Raw genomic sequence first — 18,026 nt, 5'->3', positions numbered from 1 at the left:
GTGCCTAAGACGCGAAGGAGTGACAACGTTGAATCTGCAAGCATTTCTTATCACATTTCGCGAGGCGCTTGAAGCGATCTTGATCGTTGGGGTTATCGTCATGTATTTGAAACGAATCGACCAATCCCGCTGGACGAAGTGGGTTTGGCTCGGCGTTTTTCTCGCCATCGTTGCGAGCTATGGGGTGGCGCTCGTGTTCCAGGTTGTGCTGACCGGCTTCTCCAGCATGGCCAGCCAGACGTATTTGAAATTCGGCATCATGTTCGTGTCGACCGCGCTGCTTACGCATATGATCCTGTTCATGCAGAAGCAAAGCCGGGACATTCAAGGCAAAACCCAGTCGAAAATTTCGCATATTTTAACGACCGGCAGCATCATTAATATGGTTGTGCATTCGTTTCTCGTTGTCGTACGCGAAGGCGTCGAAACGGTGTTTTTCTTCGCAGCCGTCAGCCAGGGAGACATTCAGAAGGCGATTGCCAGCTGGGGCGCGCTGCTCGGTCTCATTTTGGCGCTTATTGTGGGGTACCTGTTCTTCAAAGGAACCCGGCGTATATCGCTTGGCACTTTTTTTCGATCGACCAGCGTGCTGCTCATGCTGATCGCGGCCGGATTGCTCGTGCAGGCGGTAGGAATTTTGCAGGACATCGGCTTGATGGGCAGCGTGTATCGCACGGCCGGCGGAGAGATCGGCGAAGTCTACAACATCACCGGGATTATGCCGGAGCATCCGATCGACGAGCAGCAATATGTGCGCGATACGGGCAGCCAGCCTTTGATCAACGGCCAAGTCGGCTTGTTCATGAAATCGTTCCTCGGATACACGCAAAATCCGTCGGTTGAAGAGTTCGTCATTTATTGGGGATATTATTTTGTCGTATTCGTCTTGATGATCCGGCAGAAGAAAAAGTCGAGACTGGCGGCGGAAGCCGGCCAGAAGCGTATTGCAGCAACACCCTCGGAACAAGCTGTTAAAGATGCAAAGAGTTCGGAGCAGCAATTGGGCGGGAGACATCAGGCTGTTAACCAGTAGGCCGAACGGTTAAACGGCATTTCGTTTGAGATAATTGCATACCCGCAAGCTGTAATGAAAAAGTCGCAGAGAATCATTTTTCTCTTGCGACTTTTTGCATGTTATGTGGTATTGTATGTATATTGATGGGAAATTTTTCAGGGGGGGAGTGTTGCGGGTGGACGAGGCTAAGAAGCCAATAGAGGCTTTTGTTTTACGTGCAAGGATGGCATCGAGAAGATACTTCGGCACGGCAACAAAAGCAACATTTAAAGGCTGGGTCGCACATCTTCGTATAGACTCCAATAGAGGCTTTTGTTATGATGATGAAGTGGATGATTATCAACAATTTTGTGAACACCCATAAAAAATGCTTATGATCGCATAGTAATAATAATAATGCTGCCCATCAAACTTTATATATAAAAAGTGGAGGCGATTCGATGGAGATGTACACGAACAACTATGTCATTGTGGCGATTTTCGTTGTGCTCGGCATTTTGTTGCCCGTCGTCGCGTTGGCGGTAGGAAGGCTGCTTCGGCCCCATAAGCCGAACGATCCGAAGCAAACGACGTATGAAAGCGGTAACGAACCGATCGGCGAAAGCCATATCCGGTTTAATGTGCGCTATTATTTGTTCGCGCTCATGTTTGTCATCTTTGATGTAGAAACCGTTTTCTTATACCCCTGGGCTGTCGCGTACAACCAATTGGGGCTATTTGCGCTTGTCGAGATGATCATTTTTGTCGTCATGCTGTCGATAGGACTCATCTACGCTTGGAAGAAGAAGGTGCTGCAATGGAATTCGATTTAGCGTCAATTACATTGGATGAACGCAAAGAGCTGGAACGCAACGTATTTATGGGCACGCTGGAGCAGCTAAAGGCGTGGGCGCGCAGCAACTCGCTTTGGCCGCTGACGTTTGGCTTGGCATGCTGTGGGATTGAAATGATGGGCACGGGGGCATCGCATTATGACCTCGACCGGTTCGGCGTTATTTTCCGGACGTCCCCACGGCAATCCGACGTTATGATCGTTGCGGGCACCGTTACGAAAAAAATGGGGCCTTTGCTTCGACGTTTGTACGATCAGATGCCGGAGCCGAAGTGGGTGATCGCGATGGGCTCATGCGCAACAGCAGGCGGCCCCTATGTGAAATCGTATTCGGTGATCAATGGCGTTGACCAGATCGTTCCGGTTGACGTGTATATTCCAGGCTGCCCGCCGAATCCGGCGGCGCTGATCTATGGCATTAACAAGCTTCAGGAGAAAATTCGCTATGAGGCGAAAACCGGGAAGCGGGTGACGAATCAATGAGCGAAGACAACAAAGAAAATGAATTGAAGCCGGAAGACACGGCTGCTTCGCCAGAAGCGGAAAGCAGCCCGAGCGATGCGAGGGCGGAAGAAGCTAAAGTCGACGCAACTGCCGAATCGCCAGCGGAGCCGGCGAAAGAGGCGTCGCCTGAGGCTCCGGTAGCGGCCGAAGGCGGAGGCGAAGCGCCGGCAGCAGCGGGCGGCGACGCGCCGGTGGATCCGGAGCGCGAAGCGAAGCTGAAGGCTGCAGCGGAAGCGCGCGCGGCGAGAGCGGCTGCGAAAGCGGCGGCAGAAGGCGGAGGCGAAGCGCCGGCAGCAGCGGGCGGCGACGCGCCGGTCGACCCGGAGCGCGAAGCGAAGCTGAAGGCTGCAGCGGAAGCACGCGCGGCGAGAGCGGCTGCGAAAGCGGCAGCGGAAGGCGGAGGCGAAGCGCCGGCAGCAGCGGGCGGTGAGGCAGCCGGCGACGACGACAAAGAAGCGAAGGCGAAAGCCGCGGCTGAGGCGCGTGCGGCAAGAGCGGCTGCACGAGCGAAAGCGACGGAGGGCGAGTCGGATAAACCGAAGGAGCCATCCCCGAACCAGCCGAAGCTGGACGAAGCCGTCAAAATTATACAGGCGAAGGTATCCGCTGATGCGCTGGAGCAAGCTTTTATCAATGAGATGGATCGTCATTTGCCGACCTTGGTCGCTAAGAACGACCACTGGCTGAGCCTCGCGGAACTGCTGAAATCGGATGAATACTTCGGCATGGACTACCTGCGCAACGTCGCGGGCGTTGATCACGAAACGCATATGGAAGTCGTGTACCACTTCGTGTCGATTTCCTCCAAAGAAGAATATTGCGTCAAGGTAAAAGCCGACCGCGACAATCCGTCGGTTCATTCCGTGACGCCCATTTGGCATACGGCCAACTGGAACGAACGAGAAATTTACGATTTGCTCGGCATCGATTTCCCGGGCCATCCCAATCTGCGGCGCATTATGATGCCTGACGATTGGGTCGGGCATCCGCTGCGCAAAGATTATATACCCCTGGACCCGGAGGTGTAACCGCCCGTGATTCGCACAGAAGAACTGCTGCTTAACGTCGGACCCCAGCATCCAAGCACGCACGGCGTGTTTCGCCTTATCGTCAAAATCGATGGCGAAGTGATCAAAGAAGCAATCCCCGTTATGGGTTACTTGCACCGCGGCACGGAAAAGCTGGCTGAAAATTTGACCTACACGCAAATTATCCCTTATACGGACCGGATGGACTACGTCTCCGCCATGACGAACAATTATGTGCTCGTCCATGCGGTGGAGACGATGATGCAAATCGAGGTGCCGGAAAGGGCCGAATTCCTGCGCTTGATCGTGATGGAACTGCAGCGTATTGCCAGCCATCTTGTATGGTGGGGCACATACTTGTTAGATATTGGGGCGATCAGCCCGTTCTTGTACGCATTCCGCGAACGCGAAATCATTATCGATTTGTTTAACGAGCTATGCGGCGCCCGCCTTACCTACAATTACATGCGAGTGGGCGGAGTGAAGTGGGACGCGCCGGAAGGCTGGATCGACAAGGTCCGCAAATTCATTCCGCATATGCGCAGCAAGCTGAATGAATACAACAACCTAGTCAGCGGCAACGAAATTTTCTTGAACCGGATCAAGGGCATTGGCAAGTACAATGCCGAGTCCGCCATCAATCATGGTTTGAGCGGGGCGAATTTACGCTGCACGGGCGTTAATTGGGATTTGCGCAAAGCCAAACCGTACAGCCTGTACAGCCGTTTCGAATTCGACGTGCCCGTAGGCACCAACGGCGATTGTTATGACCGCTACTTGCTGCGCCTGGAGGAAATCGTTCAAAGCTTGCGCATCTTGGAGCAGGCCGTAGAGCAATTCCCGGCTGAAGGCGAAACGATGGGCAAGGTTCCGCGCGTCATTCGTCCTCCTGCCGGCGAAACTTACGTCGGCATCGAATCGCCGCGCGGCGAGATCGGCTGTTATATTGTTTCGAAAGGCAAGGCGGAGCCGTACCGGCTGAAATTCCGCAGACCGTCGTTCGTCAATTTGCAAATTTTGCCGAAATTGCTTGTCGGCGAATCGATGACGAACATGATTACGATTTTGGGCGGCATTGATATCGTGGTAGGGGAGGTTGACTGCTGATGGGCATGCTGGATCAAAGCTTGACGCTGAGCACGTTTTCCTTGTTTGTCCTTGGCGGGGTTCTGCTTCTTGTCATCGTTCTCGGCTTCGTGACCTACGCGATTTATTATGAACGCAAAGTGCTCGGCTGGATGCAGGCGCGGATCGGTCCGAACCGCGTCGGCCCGTTCGGATTGCTTCAAACCGTGGCGGATATCGCCAAACTGCTGATGAAGGAAGATACAATCCCTCGCAAAGCGGATCGCAGTTTGTTCATCCTGGCGCCTGCGTTAACCTACATTCCTGCTTTTGCGGTGCTGGCTACGTTTCCGTATACGCAAAATTGGTATTTTGCCGACTTGAACGTCGGTCTGCTCTATTACGCCGCTCTGTCCAGCATTTCCACGATTGGGATTGTTATCGGCGGCTGGGCGTCGAACAACAAATATTCGCTGCTCGGCGGCATGCGCTCCGCAGCGCAAATGATCAGCTACGAAGTGCCGCTCGTCATCTCTGTTACAGGCTGTGTGATGCTTAGCGGCAGCTTGAATTTGCGGACGATCGTCGAGCATCAAGGCAATGCGTTCTGGGAGTGGAACTTCCTGCCGCAAATTCTCGGCTTCGTCATCTTCATCATCGCGGCCGTATCCGAGCTTAACCGGACGCCGTTCGACTTGCCGGAAGCGGAATCCGAGCTTGTTGCCGGATACCATGTCGAATACAGCGGTTTTCGCTTCGCTTTCTTCATGCTGGCGGAATATGTGTACGTTTATGCGATCGCCGCGCTAACGACGATCTTGTTCCTTGGCGGCTGGCATGCGCCGCTGCCGTTCCTTGATGTCATTCCGGGCATTTTCTGGTTCCTGCTCAAGTTTGTGTTCGTCGTGTTTTTCCTGTTCTGGATCCGGGCTACGCTGCCGCGGGTTCGCATCGACCAACTGATGGGACTTGGCTGGAAGGTGCTGCTACCGCTATCGCTCGTGAATATTTTCGTGACTGCGCTGTATATGGAACTGTTTATCAAATAACGATGCAGAAGGGGTGAACACAGGATGAAAGGCTTATTGAAGGGACTCGGCGTCACATTCAAAACGATGACTCAGAAAAAAGTGACCTACGCGTACCCGGACGTGCCGCTGCAGATGCCTGACCGTTTCCGCGGCATTCAATATTTCGATCCGGATAAATGCATCGTTTGCAACCTATGCGCCAAAACTTGTCCGACCGAATGTATTACGCTCACCGGCAAAGCGAATCCCGATCCCGAGAAAAAAGGCAAGGTCATCGACACGTACGATATCAATTTTGAAATATGCATTCTTTGCGACTTGTGCACCGAGGTTTGCCCGACCGAAGCGATTGTTATGACGAACAACTTCGAGCTGTCGACGTACAGCCGGGACGATTTGTTCAAAGACAAGGAATGGCTGAGCAACAATACGAAGAACATTCGCCAAGAGAACAATTCGGCGATGCCGAAAGGGGGCGCGAAAGCGAATGTTTAACTTCAACATCGACCTGACCGGAGAATTTGTTGCCTTCTTCATTTTGGCGGTGTGCATCATTTCCGGAGCGGTGCTGATGGTCAGCTTTACCAAAGTGGTGCATATGGTCGTTGCGTTAGCCTTCTCGTTCATCGGTCTCGCCGGTATGTATGTGCTGCTTGATGCGGAATTTATCGCTTTCGTGCAGGTGCTGATTTACGCGGGCGCCATCTCGATCTTGATGATTTTCGGCATTATGATGACGCGCCACGACCAGACCGACGAACCGAAGCGCTCGACGCACAATGTGCTGCTGTTCATCGGCGCGCTGGGGCTGTTCGGACTATTGTTTTATGCGATCCGGGAAACGGATTTTCCGAAAGCGCCGGCTTTTCAAGCAGGCGCCGACAACACGCTTGAAATCGGTAAGCTGCTATACACGCAGCACGTCATTCCGTTCGAGCTTGTGTCCGTCCTGCTGACCGTCGCCTTTATCGGCGCGATCATTATGGCAAAAAGGGAGGCCGACTGACGATGAGCATTTTATCGTCTTATTTGACGCTTGCGGCCATTTTGTTCTGCATCGGGCTGTACGGCGCATTGTCAAAGCGCAGCGCGGTTATCGTTCTGCTATCCGTCGAGCTGATGCTCAATGCGGTTAACTTGAACCTGATTGCTTTCTCCAAGTATGGGTTGCATCCGTCGCTGACCGGACAAATTTTCTCTTTGTTCAACATGGCGATCGCCGCGGCCGAGGTGGCGGTAGGCATCGGGATTTTGATCGCGATTTTCCGCAACAAAGGAACGGCCAACGTCGACGAGATCGACTCGATGAAGCATTAAGAGTTGGGTGGAAGCCTAGCCATTGCTTACGAAGTAAGTTTTCCTCACGGAAAACTTTTAGGGGGTATCACACTTGGACGCGATCTATTCGCAATACGCATGGTTAGTCCCGGTATTTCCGCTGCTTGCGTTTGTGATCATTACGGCGCTCGGCAAGGGCATGAAGCAAACGGGCGTGTGGCTCAGCATCGTTTGCACGTTCGCTTCGTTCGTGCTCGCGGCGATCATTTTCTTCGAACGGGCTGCAAACGAGGTATCGGAATATTCGGCGGATTTCGATTGGCTTGTCATCGGCAACGTCCGGCTCGTCATGGGCTTTGAAGTGACGAACTTGAACGCGCTGATGCTGCTCGTCGTCACCTTCGTCAGCTTGCTCGTCAACATATACTCCCGAGGGTATATGAAGGACGATCCGCGGATTTCGGTGTTTTTCGGTTATGTTTCGCTGTTCACATTCTCCATGCTGGGGCTCGTGATCTCCAACACGATGCTGGAGCTGTATATCTTCTGGGAGCTGGTCGGCGTTTGCTCGTTCCTGCTCGTCGGCTTCTGGTACGAGAAGCCGGAAGCGAAAGCGGCGGCCAAGAAGGCGTTTATCGTCACGCGGATCGGCGACGTCGGTTTGTTCATCGCGATCCTGCTGTTGTTCTGGTACATGCCGAACCATGCGCTGGATTTCAACATGATCCATAACGTATTCGGAGATCATACCGGTACGATCTCGGCCGGGGTGACGACTTGGATCGCGATCCTGATCTTCGTTGGAGCGATCGGCAAATCGGGTCAGTTCCCGCTGCACACGTGGCTTCCGGACGCGATGGAAGGCCCAACGCCGATCAGTGCGTTGATCCACGCCGCAACAATGGTTGCCGCGGGTGTTTATTTGGTTGCCCGGACGTACGACATATTCCTGGCATCGTCCGCCGCACTTGAAGTTGTCGCTTATGTCGGCGCATTCACGGCGATATTCGCCGCAACGATCGGCATCGCGCAAAACGATATTAAGCGGGTGCTCGCGTATTCGACCGTCAGCCAGCTGGGCTACATGATGATGGCGCTTGGCCTCGGTTCCATGGTGGGCGGCATGTTCCATCTGTTCACCCACGCGTTCTTCAAAGCGCTGCTGTTCTTGGGGGCAGGCAGCGTCATTCATGCCGTGCATAAACAAGACATTACGCAAATGGGCGGACTTGGCTCCAAAATGAAAATAACGGCTTGGACGTTCGGCATCGGCGCGCTCGCGTTGTCCGGCATTCCGCCGTTCTCCGGCTTCTGGTCGAAGGATGCGATCCTGGCCGCGGCTTATGACGGTAACATGCTGTTGTTCGTCGTAGGCATCGTCGCCGCCTTCTTCACGGCGCTGTACATGTCGCGGTTATTTTTCCTCGTCTTCACGGGCAAGTCCAAAGCGGCCGACCATGCGCACGAATCGCCGAGCACGATGACTTTGCCGCTGATCCTGCTCGCAATACTCGCTATTGGCGCCGGCTTCGTATTCACGCCGTTCAACGGCTGGTTCGGACAATGGCTCGGCGGGGAAGCGGAAGAACATGTGAACTGGGTCGTCATGGGCGTTTCGACAGTCGTCGGGCTGCTCGGCATCTATACCGGATGGGCGATTTACGGCAAAGGCTCCCGGCGCCAAGAGGCGGCCGTATCGCCGCCGTGGCTCAATACGTTGCTCAGCCGCAAATATTTTATCGATGAGATTTATCAAGCCATCATTGTGACGCCGCTGCGTGCGATCGGGCATGTGCTGCAAGCGATCGATGACTTTATCGTTGACGGCATCGTCCGGCTGGTCGCCGGCGCGACGGTAGGCGTAGGCAAGCTGGGCGTCCGATTGCAGAACGGGCAAGTGCAAACCTACGGACTTATTACCTTGTTCGGATTTCTTATCCTGACGATTGCCCTTGTTGGAAGGAGGTTCTGGTAGATGCTCGCAGACATTCCGATTTTATCGCTCATCGCCTTCTCTCCGCTCATCGGCATTCTGATCATTATGTTCATGCCGAAGGATCAAGGACGCTGGATCAAAACGGCGGCGATCATCACGACGCTCCTTCCGCTCATTTTGTCCATATGGCTGTACTCGGATTTCAGTCATGGTACCGATCAGCAGCAATACGAGGAAAACATGCGTTGGATCGACATTCCGCTGAACAAAGAAGTCGGCTTAGCGGCGGCGGTCAAAGTGTACTCTTTCGTCTTTAATTATCATCTGGCGGTGGATGGGCTGTCGCTGCCGCTCGTGGTCTTGACTGCACTCATCGGGGTTATGGCGGCGCTTGCTTCCGTATACATCAAGAAACGGTGGAAAACCTTCTACATCTTGTTCTTACTGCTTGAAATCGGGATGTTAGGCGTGTTTATGGCGCGCGATCTGTACCTGTTCTTCGTGTTCTTCGAAATGACGCTGATTCCGATGTTTTTCCTGATCGGCATTTGGGGATACGGCGGGCGAGAAAAGGCGGCGAACAAGTTTCTTGTTTATAACGGCCTCGGCTCTGCAATCATGCTAATCGCTTTTATCGTGATGACCGCGACGGCGGGGCTTGTGATCGATCAGCAAAATCCGGAGCAGGTGCATCTTACGTATACGGGCGATATGGCGGCTATCTCCAAAAACCTGCTGGACCCGGAATCGACGGTGAACTTAAGTCCGGAGAAGCTCGGACAAGACAATCCGTGGTATTTGTCGCAAAATATGCGCTGGGGACTGTTTATCGCATTGCTAGTTGCATTCGGCATCAAGCTGCCGTTTTTCCCGTTCCATACGTGGATGCTGCGCGTCCATACGGAAGCGCCGCCTTCGGTCGTTATGATCCACTCGGGCATTTTGCTCAAGATGGGCGCGTACGGGTTAATTCGCTTCGGCGTCTTCCTGTTCCCGCATCAAGCGCAGGAGTGGGCGATCGTGCTCGCCATCCTGGGGGTCATCAACATTTTGTACGGCGCGGTCCTTGCTTTTGTCCAAAAAGATTTCAAGCTCGTCCTTGCCTATTCGAGTATTAGCCACATGGGCGTCGTGCTTCTCGGGATTGCCGCGCTGAACAAAATCGGTCTCGAAGGCGCCGTATTCCAAATGGTGTCGCACGGTTTGATTTCCGCGCTTATGTTTCTAATCGTGGGCAGCCTCTACGAACGGACCGGCACGAGCATGCTGGATAAGCTAGGCGGCTTGGCAAAATCGATTCCGTTCATCAGCGGCATCCTGCTGATCGGCGGCTTGGCATCGCTCGGACTGCCGGGGTTATCCGGGTTTATCGGCGAGTTCCTCGCTTTCCTCGGACTGTTTGATACGATGAAAATCATTACAGCAGTCAGCGCGCTCGGCATCATTCTCGGCGCCGTATACGTGCTGCGCGGGGTGCTTGGCATTACATACGGTCCGATGCGCGAGAGCTACGGCGAGCTGAAGGATGCGCGGCTGATCGAAGCGATTCCGATGATTGCGCTTGTCGCCTTCATCTTGCTGCTTGGCATTTATCCGTCGGTGCTCACCGAACCGCTGCAGCATAGCTTCGAGCCGTTTCTAAAAAGCATTGAAACGAAGATAGGAGGTTAGTCCCATGCAAACTGCGCAAACGCTCACGTTCGGCGATTGGGCCTACCTCGCGCCGGAATTGACGCTGGTCGTCGCGGCGCTATTGCTTGCCCTGCTCGATTTGTTTCTGCCGCGAAGCGCGAGCCGAATAGGTATCGGCTGGCTGACGCTCGTTGCAATTGCCGTCTCGATCACGTTCGTTGTCATCCGAATGCTCGATATGAATCCGGGCGACGGGACGACGGCCCAAGCGATCGAATTGCTTGGCCAAAGCTATCGCATCGACGATTTTGCGAACTTGATGAAGCTGATTTTCCTGGTCGGAACCGGTCTTGTCATTTTTATGAGCATCGGCTCGGTGAACGCGTCCGAAATTCCGCACGAGGGAGAATATTATTATTTATACTTGCCTGCGGTGCTAGGCGCGATGATGATGGCTTCTTCCGGCGACCTGATCACGCTGTACGTCGGCTTGGAGCTGCTTAGCATCACGACCTACGTGCTGGTGGGCATGCGCAAGCATAAGATCGAATCGACGGAAGGCGCATTCAAGTACGTCGTTATGGGCGGCGTTTCCTCGGCCTTTATTCTATATGGCATGTCGTTCCTGTACGGATTGTCCGGCACGACGAATGTGGCGGAAATCGGCTCGGCGCTTGCAGCGAACCTTGATGGCGTCAAACCGCTGCTGTACGTCAGCTTTTTCCTGATGCTGGCCGGATTTGGCTTCAAAATCGCGGCGGCTCCGTTCCATACGTGGGCGCCTGATGTTTACCAAGGTGCGCCGACGCCGGTCACGGGATTCCTTGCGGTCGTTTCCAAGGGAGCGGGATTCGCGCTTGTGTTCCGGCTCATCTACAGTATCTATTGGCAACTGGGTGACGCCGACGTACCGATGCATACCGACGTATTCCTTGCCTTGAAGGTGCTTGCGGCGATCGCCATGATCGTCGGGACAACGATGGCGCTCAAGCAGAAAAACGTCAAGCGCCTGCTGGCGCTATCGGGTGTGGCGAATGCAGGTTACCTGCTCGTTCCGCTTGCAGTTCAGCTTGGCGGCGTTCACTCGTCGAACTTTTCCGAGTTTACGTTTTACTTGGTCGCTTACTTGTTCATGAATATCGGTGCCTTCGCCGTTCTGATGATCGTCAGCCGCGCATCCGGCCACGACGAGTTGAAAGGGTACGCCGGCTTGTATTACCGGGCGCCGATGACGGCGGTGGGGATGGTCATCCTGCTGTTGTCGCTGGCGGGTTTGCCGGTCACCGGCGGTTTTATGGGCAAGCTGTTCATTATCCTCGGCGCTGCACAGTCGCATGATTATTGGTTGGCGGGAGTCATGGTTGCATCCAGCGTCGTATCGTATTATTTCTACTTTGGCGTTATTCGCCAAATGTTCATGCGCTCCCAGGGCGAGGAATCCGAAATTCGGATTGCGAAGCCGCTCGGGATCACGGTTTGGCTGTGCGTGGTCGTAACGCTGGTGCTCGGGTTTTTCCCGAACATGCTGCTGGACTATATCAACAGCATTTTCTCGCTCGGCAGCGATTTCTTCATTCGGTAGGTGCGGTAGTAGAGTTTTGCACGGAGTCTATGAGTAGAAGGACCTTCCTAACCATAACACATGGCTAGGAAGGTTCTTTGTTTTATACGGACAACCAGCTTGTTGATCCTCAAAAAGTATGTTACGATGAAATAGGAACACATGTTCCCGAAAACACCCAGTCTTCTTGTCAATCCACCATCGCAGGGGTACAATGGAGGGAGAAGTCCGATGTCCATAGACCACGATCGGTTGTTCAAAGAATTAATTCGGGAGTTTTTCGAGGAGTTCATGCTTGCTTTTTTCCGCAGGCACATGAGGAGATTGATTTTTCAGAGCTTTCGTTCTTGTCCGAGGAATTATTTACCGACATCGTAGTGGGAGAGAAACGTCGAGTCGATCTGCTTGTCAAAACGCGAATGAAAGGCGAGGACAGTATCGTCATTGTTCATGTTGAGCCGCAGGCATATGTGCAGACATCCTTTCATGAACGGATGTTCATATATTTTAGTCGACTTTACGAGAAATACCGACAGCCGATATTGCCTGTAGCTATTTTTAGCTATGATGATTCGCGAACGGAACCGGATGGTTTTTCACTCGGATTTTCATTTTTGGATGTGCTACAATTTCGCTATCATACAATACAATTACGCCAACAGAACTGGCGGGACTATATTAAACAAGACAACCCTGTCGCGGCAGCGCTGCTTAGCAAGATGGGGTATTCAGATGAAGAAAGGATTCAAGTGAAGCTCGAATTTTTGCGGATGATTTCTCGAATGTCGCTCAATCCTGCTCGTTTGACGCTTGTTTCCCGATTTTTCGATACTTATTTAATTTGGAACGATGATGAAGAAGAACGGCAGTTGCAACGGGAGATTCACAAACTTAACCCACAAGAGGAGGTTAAAATCATGGAATTAAAAATGTACTGGGAGAGGAAGGCAGAGGAAAAGGGACGGATTGAGGGGAAGACCGAAGGCAAGATTGAAGGCAAGATTGAAGGCAAGATTGAAACTTTAACTGACGTAATTTGCATGTATTTGAATGCGCATTTTGGCAAGAACTCAAGTGATCTGCAGGAACAGGCAAGACGCATTCACGATGCGAATCGGTTAGCCAAGCTGGCAGAGCGCTTATTCATGGTGCATACGATCGAAGAGGCAAAATCTCTCATAGAACATTATATCGCCGAGGAATAGATGAAGAAACTGGCAGCAGTCTTGATCGGCACACCTGACTTCATACATGATTAGGCCCCTTCTAAAGAAGGGGTTTTTTCTTTCCCGTCATACAAAAAGTGGTATTTATATCCTATTTTTATTTAAGGGCAGGGAATCGGCGGCCGGTGTAGAATATTATACTTTCTACCAAAATTCGAAGGACAGAAGTACTATGGACAAAACGAAAACGATCATTGCCCAGATGGTCGTTCTTATTTTCATATGCAACGCCTGCTTAAGTGAAATGCCGCCGGCCGGGGCCGAACTTTCGGTTCCGGCATCGGATCGCGCGGTGTCGACTTTGTCGATCGCGGCGGATGGCATTCAGCCGGCGTCGCCGCCCCCAGCCGCTGAACCCGCAGCGGATATTGCCGCATCCGCTCCTAAAGGCGCGACGGACAAATCCGAAGCCGAAACTGAAGCGAATACTTCCGCCTTCGCTACCGAAGACGATGTATTGACGCCGAATTCGCGGAAAGCGGCAGCGCCCTCGGAATCGCGTGGCGTACGGGCACTCGCCCGGCCGAACGATGGACTGTTCGCCGCGCAGCGCTATCTTGAGCAGATTCATGCAACCGAGGCGTGGGATGTCGTCCACGAGAACCGCGCGATAACGATTGCGGTTATCGATACCGGCGTGGATTTGAATCACCCGGATCTGAAAGCGAATCTTGTTGGCGGCGTAAATTTGCTGGACCGCAGCAAAACGCCTCAAGACGATAACGGACACGGGACGAAGGTCGCCGGCGTCATTGCGGCGGTGGGCAACAACGGCGTCGGCACGACGGGCTTGTTATGGTCGGCGAAAGTCATGCCGATCAAGGCGCTCGACTCTACCGGCTTCGGCGATGAAGACAAGCTGGTGGAGGGCATCCGTTATGCGGTGGACCATGGCGCTAAAATCGTCGTATTGTCCGTAGGCTTGTACCGTTATTCGCAGGAGCTGCGCAGCGCAGCCGAGTATGCCGAGAACAAAGGCGTGCTGCTCGTCGCCGCTACCGGCAATGACGGCAAAGAGTTAAAGCAGAAGATGCAAATCAAATATCCTGCGGCCAATCCGACGGTTATCGCCGTCGGAGGCATAACGCCGAACAACGAGATCGAAGAAGAATCGAACGGCGGTTCGGAAATCGATATTGTCGCGCCTTGGCAGGTTTATACAACAGCGGTTGGCGGCGGCTACAAATTCGAGCAAGGGACTTCCATGGCCGCGCCGCAGGTCGCTGCCGTTGCGGCATTGATTTTGGCGAAGAACCCTGCGATGAAGCCTTACCAAGTCCGCAATCTGCTGCGGCAGACGGCGGAGGATGTCGCTGCGCCGGGGTGGGATTCGCGCACCGGCTACGGATTGTTGCGGGCAGACCGTGCCTTGACAACCGAGCCTTCGGACGATATTTACGAGAATAACAATAGCCGTGACCGTGCCAAACCGCTCCCGCTCGGCAAAATGATTTCGGCTGCTCTTGCCGGCGGCGCCGATCCGGATTGGTTTTACATTGATTCGCCATACGACGGAACGGTACAGCTGAGCCTTACGACCATTGATTTGCCCGCAAGCATCAAGCTGACGCATTTTGCAGGCAACCGGGCGGAAGGCAAAACGTACGCCAACGTGCAAAACAAAACCACTTCCCTTATAATGAAAAAAGGAAGAAACTACATTCATATCCAATTGACCGACACGAAGTCCAAGTCCAATGTTAAATATAAGCTGACGCCGATTTTCCAAATCTCGCCGGATCCTTTTGAAGACAATGACAAGCAGTATCAAGCTTTTGCGTTGCCTGCACGAAGCCAGAAGATCAAAGGCACGTTCCACCGGGACAATGATCAGGACTGGTACTCCATTACGTTCGACAAAAAAGGAACGCTTCGCGTCATGGTCGATACCGATACGGTTCGCATTGATCCGCTCATCGAAATCCAAGGCAAAGGCACCAAATTGACGATAATCGACAATGCGCGCGAAGGCGAAGCGGAGGAGTCGGAGGTCATCCCCGTATTGCCTGGGAAATACTACATCCGCGTCGCCAATTCGATCGCGCAGAAGCCAAACGCGGTAAATGGCGAATATTCGCTAACGATCGACTATTTGACGCAATATACCGACCCGAACGAACCGAACAACCGTGCGTATGAAGCGACAACGATGAGTTTTGGGACGGAATACACCGGTGTATTGAACGATGCGGACGACCGCGACTGGTTCAAATTCACATTGGCCCAATCAAGCTATGTAAGATTGAGCTTATCCAATATCCCTTATGATCGGCAAATGACTCTAGCATTGTACGATAAAGCACAGAAGCCAATCGCAACTAGCAAAAACGACAAGGCACGAACCGATCTGCAATCGGCGCAGGTATTAAAAGCGGGGACGTATTACGTCAAACTGACCGCAGACCGCCCGTTCGAGCGGCAGCTGTACGAATTTAGCGTCGCGGCTTCCCCGCTTGCCGGCGGGTATACCGACATTCACGGACATTGGGCGGAAAAAGCGATTACCGAGCTCAGCGACCGCAAAATCGTGAATGGGTACGGCGATCATACGTTCGAGCCGGAAAGCGGCATTACGCGTGCCGAAGCGGTGGCGATGATCGTCAAGGCATTCAATCTGCCCAAAGGCAAAAATTTAAGCTACGATGATCTGAATAAGCAGCATTGGGCATATGATGCCATTATGCGTGCAAGCAGCGCGGGTATCGTTCAGGGAGACGGAGACGGCGGCTTCGCGCCAAGCCGTCTTGTGACCCGGGCCGAAATGGCCGTGATGCTCGGCAACGCCCTCCATTTGAAAGGCGACAACGACGGCGGAGCGCCTTTCCGCGACGTTTCGGCGGGCCATTGGGCGGCTCCGATGCTCCGGGAGATGAAGGCAAAAGGCCAGATCCAAGGCTACGAGGGAGATTTGTTCAAGCCGGATAAAACAGCGAGCCGCGCAGAATTCGCATATATACTACTTAAGGTACTTATTAAATAATTGTAATGTTCCGATAAAAGGTGTGAAGCATGATGAATGATCCGTTTTCCGAGGTTAAAAATATGGCCGGAGCGAGCAGCTTGCTCTACATTACGATCGTGCTCGTTTGTATCGCTCTAGCCTGGTGGGCGCTGCAGGCGTTCCGTCTGGACGTCTTCATGCGCCAGCCCAAAAGCGGGCAAGCCAAGCTGCTGCAAATGATGCTTGCCGTTGCGCTTGGGTACGGCATCGCCAAGTTCATTATCGATTACTTGCAGTGGTCGATGCTGCTCAAAGGGATATTTTCATAAATCATGTCGAATAACAAAGCGGAATGATGTCAACAATTGTAGTATGACTGTACCTATCCAAAAAATAACGCTTGTATACCTAAAGACGACAATGGTAATATGTAGGTTGGACAAACGCGGATTTAAGGGATAACGTAAAGCGCGGAGGGAAGCAATAAAATGAGCAAAATAATCGTCCGCGGCGGCAATCGATTGTCGGGCACGGTAAAAGTGAGCGGGGCCAAAAATTCCGTTCTGCCGATTATCGCAGCCTCGATACTAGGAGAAGCGGGAGAAAGCGTGATTTGTGACGCACCTCCGCTTGACGATGTGCTAACGATTAATAAAGTACTTGAATCACTAGGCATTCACATTACATATCGTAACGAAGTGATCCGCGTCAACGCGGAGAAACTTTCTTCTTACGAAGCTCCATATGAACTTGTACGCAAAATGAGAGCGTCCTTCCTCGTGATGGGTCCGCTTTTGGCGCGCGTTGGCGTTGCCCGAATCGCTTTGCCAGGCGGTTGCGCGATCGGCACCCGTCCGATCGATCAGCATCTGAAAGGGTTCGAAGCGATGGGCGCCCAAATCGGCCTTGGTCAAGGGTTCATTGAAGCAAGAGTGAAGGGCAAGCTTCAAGGTGCGAAAATATATTTGGATTTCGCCAGCGTAGGCGCAACCGAAAATATTATGATGGCCGCAACCCTCGCGGAGGGAACGACGATTATTGAAAATGCGGCCAAAGAACCGGAAATCGTCGATTTGGCGAACTACTTGAATGCGATGGGTGCCAAAGTGCGCGGCGCAGGCACCGGCGTCATCCGGATCGAAGGCGTGGAGAAGCTGCGTGGCGTAACTCACACCGTCATTCCCGACCGCGTCGAAGCGGGAACGTACATGATCGCCGCGGCGATAACGGGTGGGGACGTTTACGTCGAAGGCGCCATCGCCGATCATTTGAATCCGGTCATCTCCAAGCTGCAGGAAATGGGCGTTCTGGTCGAGCCGGACGAAAACGGCGTTCGCGTGCATGTGAAGCGGCAGCTGCGTTCCGTCGATGTCAAGACGCTGCCTTACCCGGGCTTTCCGACCGACATGCAGTCGCAGATGATGGCACTGCTGATGGTATCCGACGGAACAAGCGTCGTGACCGAAACGATATTCGAAAACCGGTTCATGCATGTGGACGAATTTAAGAACATGCGCGGACAAATTAAAGTCGAAGGCCGTACGGCCGTGATCAACGGCAATACGAAGCTGTATGGCGCCAAAGTATGCGCGACCGATTTGCGCGCCGGCGCCGCATTGATCCTTGCGGGGCTCGCAGCGGATGGGGAAACGGAAATTACCGGTACCCACCATATCGACCGCGGTTACGTCAATATCGCGGAGAAGCTTCGCGCCATCGGCGCGGACGTGCGCCGAATGACACCGGAAGCGCTGGAAGCGGAAATGGAAGTCGAGACGAAAGATCGGCCGATGTTCACCGTACAGCCGACCTGGGCATAAAAACAGAAAGCTCTGGGGTTCAAGTTCCCCGGAGCTTTTTTTGCGTAAAAAACACAAAAATAAACAGAATTATCGGAGCTCCGACCGATGCGGTTGGAGCTTTTTTGTGCTTTACGGCATCTCTAGCTAAAGAATGTGAAGCGAAGACCGTGCCGCG

17 protein-coding genes are annotated in these 18,026 nt (G+C 53.1%); all 17 read left to right on the top strand.

Annotated features, from left to right (window positions below; translation table 11 throughout):
• Positions 1-28 precede the first annotated feature (28 nt).
• The 17 genes from AC0LWM_RS04595 (at position 29) to murA (ending at position 17,869) form a co-directional block, all read left to right on the top strand.
• On the top strand, positions 29-1,033 hold the full coding sequence (locus AC0LWM_RS04595; protein WP_474673722.1) for an FTR1 family iron permease: 1,005 nt from the start codon (positions 29-31) through the stop codon (positions 1,031-1,033).
• Between the two features lie 157 nt (positions 1,034-1,190).
• Positions 1,191-1,379, top strand: a complete 189-nt coding sequence (locus AC0LWM_RS04590) for a hypothetical protein (protein ID WP_474673721.1) — start codon at positions 1,191-1,193, stop codon at positions 1,377-1,379.
• A gap of 82 nt (positions 1,380-1,461) precedes the next feature.
• On the top strand, positions 1,462-1,827 hold the full coding sequence (locus AC0LWM_RS04585; RefSeq protein ID WP_474673882.1) for an NADH-quinone oxidoreductase subunit A: 366 nt from the start codon (positions 1,462-1,464) through the stop codon (positions 1,825-1,827).
• Entirely contained in the window at positions 1,812-2,330 is a 519-nt protein-coding gene (locus tag AC0LWM_RS04580) for a NuoB/complex I 20 kDa subunit family protein (protein WP_474673720.1), read from the top strand. Before AC0LWM_RS04585 ends, AC0LWM_RS04580 begins: the two co-directional genes overlap by 16 nt.
• Positions 2,327-3,379 carry an NADH-quinone oxidoreductase subunit C gene (locus AC0LWM_RS04575; protein WP_474673719.1) on the top strand — a complete coding sequence of 351 codons (1,053 nt, stop codon included), beginning with the start codon at positions 2,327-2,329 and terminating at the stop codon, positions 3,377-3,379. Before AC0LWM_RS04580 ends, AC0LWM_RS04575 begins: the two co-directional genes overlap by 4 nt.
• 6 nt (positions 3,380-3,385) lie before the next feature.
• On the top strand, positions 3,386-4,486 hold the full coding sequence (locus tag AC0LWM_RS04570) for an NADH-quinone oxidoreductase subunit D (protein WP_474673718.1): 1,101 nt from the start codon (positions 3,386-3,388) through the stop codon (positions 4,484-4,486).
• A complete protein-coding gene (nuoH, locus tag AC0LWM_RS04565) occupies positions 4,486-5,493 on the top strand; it encodes an NADH-quinone oxidoreductase subunit NuoH (RefSeq protein ID WP_474673717.1) in 1,008 nt (335 codons plus the stop codon). Before AC0LWM_RS04570 ends, nuoH begins: the two co-directional genes overlap by 1 nt.
• A gap of 24 nt (positions 5,494-5,517) precedes the next feature.
• Positions 5,518-5,970, top strand: a complete 453-nt coding sequence (gene nuoI, locus AC0LWM_RS04560; RefSeq protein WP_474673716.1) for an NADH-quinone oxidoreductase subunit NuoI — start codon at positions 5,518-5,520, stop codon at positions 5,968-5,970.
• Entirely contained in the window at positions 5,963-6,481 is a 519-nt protein-coding gene (locus AC0LWM_RS04555) for an NADH-quinone oxidoreductase subunit J (protein WP_474673715.1), read from the top strand. Before nuoI ends, AC0LWM_RS04555 begins: the two co-directional genes overlap by 8 nt.
• A complete protein-coding gene (nuoK, locus tag AC0LWM_RS04550) occupies positions 6,478-6,792 on the top strand; it encodes an NADH-quinone oxidoreductase subunit NuoK (protein ID WP_474673881.1) in 315 nt (104 codons plus the stop codon). The genes AC0LWM_RS04555 and nuoK overlap by 4 nt, the downstream gene beginning before the upstream one ends.
• A 73-nt stretch (positions 6,793-6,865) precedes the next feature.
• Complete coding sequence (nuoL, locus tag AC0LWM_RS04545) at positions 6,866-8,728, top strand: NADH-quinone oxidoreductase subunit L (RefSeq protein WP_474673714.1); 1,863 nt, start codon at positions 6,866-6,868, stop codon at positions 8,726-8,728.
• The gene (locus AC0LWM_RS04540; protein ID WP_474673713.1) at positions 8,729-10,360 is read left to right on the top strand and encodes a complex I subunit 4 family protein; all 1,632 of its coding nucleotides are present in this window, start codon (positions 8,729-8,731) and stop codon (positions 10,358-10,360) included.
• 4 nt (positions 10,361-10,364) lie between these two features.
• Entirely contained in the window at positions 10,365-11,903 is a 1,539-nt protein-coding gene (locus AC0LWM_RS04535; protein ID WP_474673712.1) for an NADH-quinone oxidoreductase subunit N, read from the top strand.
• A 77-nt stretch (positions 11,904-11,980) separates the two neighbouring features.
• Positions 11,981-13,087, top strand: coding sequence for an Rpn family recombination-promoting nuclease/putative transposase (locus AC0LWM_RS04530; RefSeq protein WP_474673711.1), 1,107 nt, complete (start codon positions 11,981-11,983; stop codon positions 13,085-13,087).
• 193 nt (positions 13,088-13,280) lie between these two features.
• Entirely contained in the window at positions 13,281-16,088 is a 2,808-nt protein-coding gene (locus AC0LWM_RS04525; protein ID WP_474673710.1) for a S8 family serine peptidase, read from the top strand.
• Positions 16,089-16,120: 32 nt separating this feature from the next.
• Positions 16,121-16,378: a DUF1146 family protein gene (locus AC0LWM_RS04520; RefSeq protein ID WP_474673709.1), complete on the top strand. Its 258-nt coding sequence runs from the start codon at positions 16,121-16,123 to the stop codon at positions 16,376-16,378.
• A gap of 159 nt (positions 16,379-16,537) precedes the next feature.
• Positions 16,538-17,869, top strand: coding sequence for a UDP-N-acetylglucosamine 1-carboxyvinyltransferase (gene murA, locus AC0LWM_RS04515; protein ID WP_474673708.1), 1,332 nt, complete (start codon positions 16,538-16,540; stop codon positions 17,867-17,869).
• Positions 17,870-18,026 lie beyond the last annotated feature (157 nt).

It is taken from the genome of Paenibacillus sp. sgz302148 (assembly GCF_056120465.1).
The sequence above is the reverse complement of the archived record's forward strand: the minus strand, read 5'-3'. Positions and strand labels throughout refer to the sequence as shown.

Coding starts and splice junctions, on each gene's coding strand:
- AC0LWM_RS04585 (WP_474673882.1), top strand. CDS start 1,462: ATGTACACGAACAACTATGTCATTGTGGCGATTTTCGTTGTGCTCGGC.
- AC0LWM_RS04580 (WP_474673720.1), top strand. CDS start 1,812: ATGGAATTCGATTTAGCGTCAATTACATTGGATGAACGCAAAGAGCTG.
- AC0LWM_RS04575 (WP_474673719.1), top strand. CDS start 2,327: ATGAGCGAAGACAACAAAGAAAATGAATTGAAGCCGGAAGACACGGCT.
- nuoH (WP_474673717.1), top strand. CDS start 4,486: ATGGGCATGCTGGATCAAAGCTTGACGCTGAGCACGTTTTCCTTGTTT.
- nuoI (WP_474673716.1), top strand. CDS start 5,518: ATGAAAGGCTTATTGAAGGGACTCGGCGTCACATTCAAAACGATGACT.
- AC0LWM_RS04555 (WP_474673715.1), top strand. CDS start 5,963: ATGTTTAACTTCAACATCGACCTGACCGGAGAATTTGTTGCCTTCTTC.
- AC0LWM_RS04540 (WP_474673713.1), top strand. CDS start 8,729: ATGCTCGCAGACATTCCGATTTTATCGCTCATCGCCTTCTCTCCGCTC.
- AC0LWM_RS04535 (WP_474673712.1), top strand. CDS start 10,365: ATGCAAACTGCGCAAACGCTCACGTTCGGCGATTGGGCCTACCTCGCG.
- AC0LWM_RS04525 (WP_474673710.1), top strand. CDS start 13,281: ATGGACAAAACGAAAACGATCATTGCCCAGATGGTCGTTCTTATTTTC.
- AC0LWM_RS04520 (WP_474673709.1), top strand. CDS start 16,121: ATGAATGATCCGTTTTCCGAGGTTAAAAATATGGCCGGAGCGAGCAGC.
- murA (WP_474673708.1), top strand. CDS start 16,538: ATGAGCAAAATAATCGTCCGCGGCGGCAATCGATTGTCGGGCACGGTA.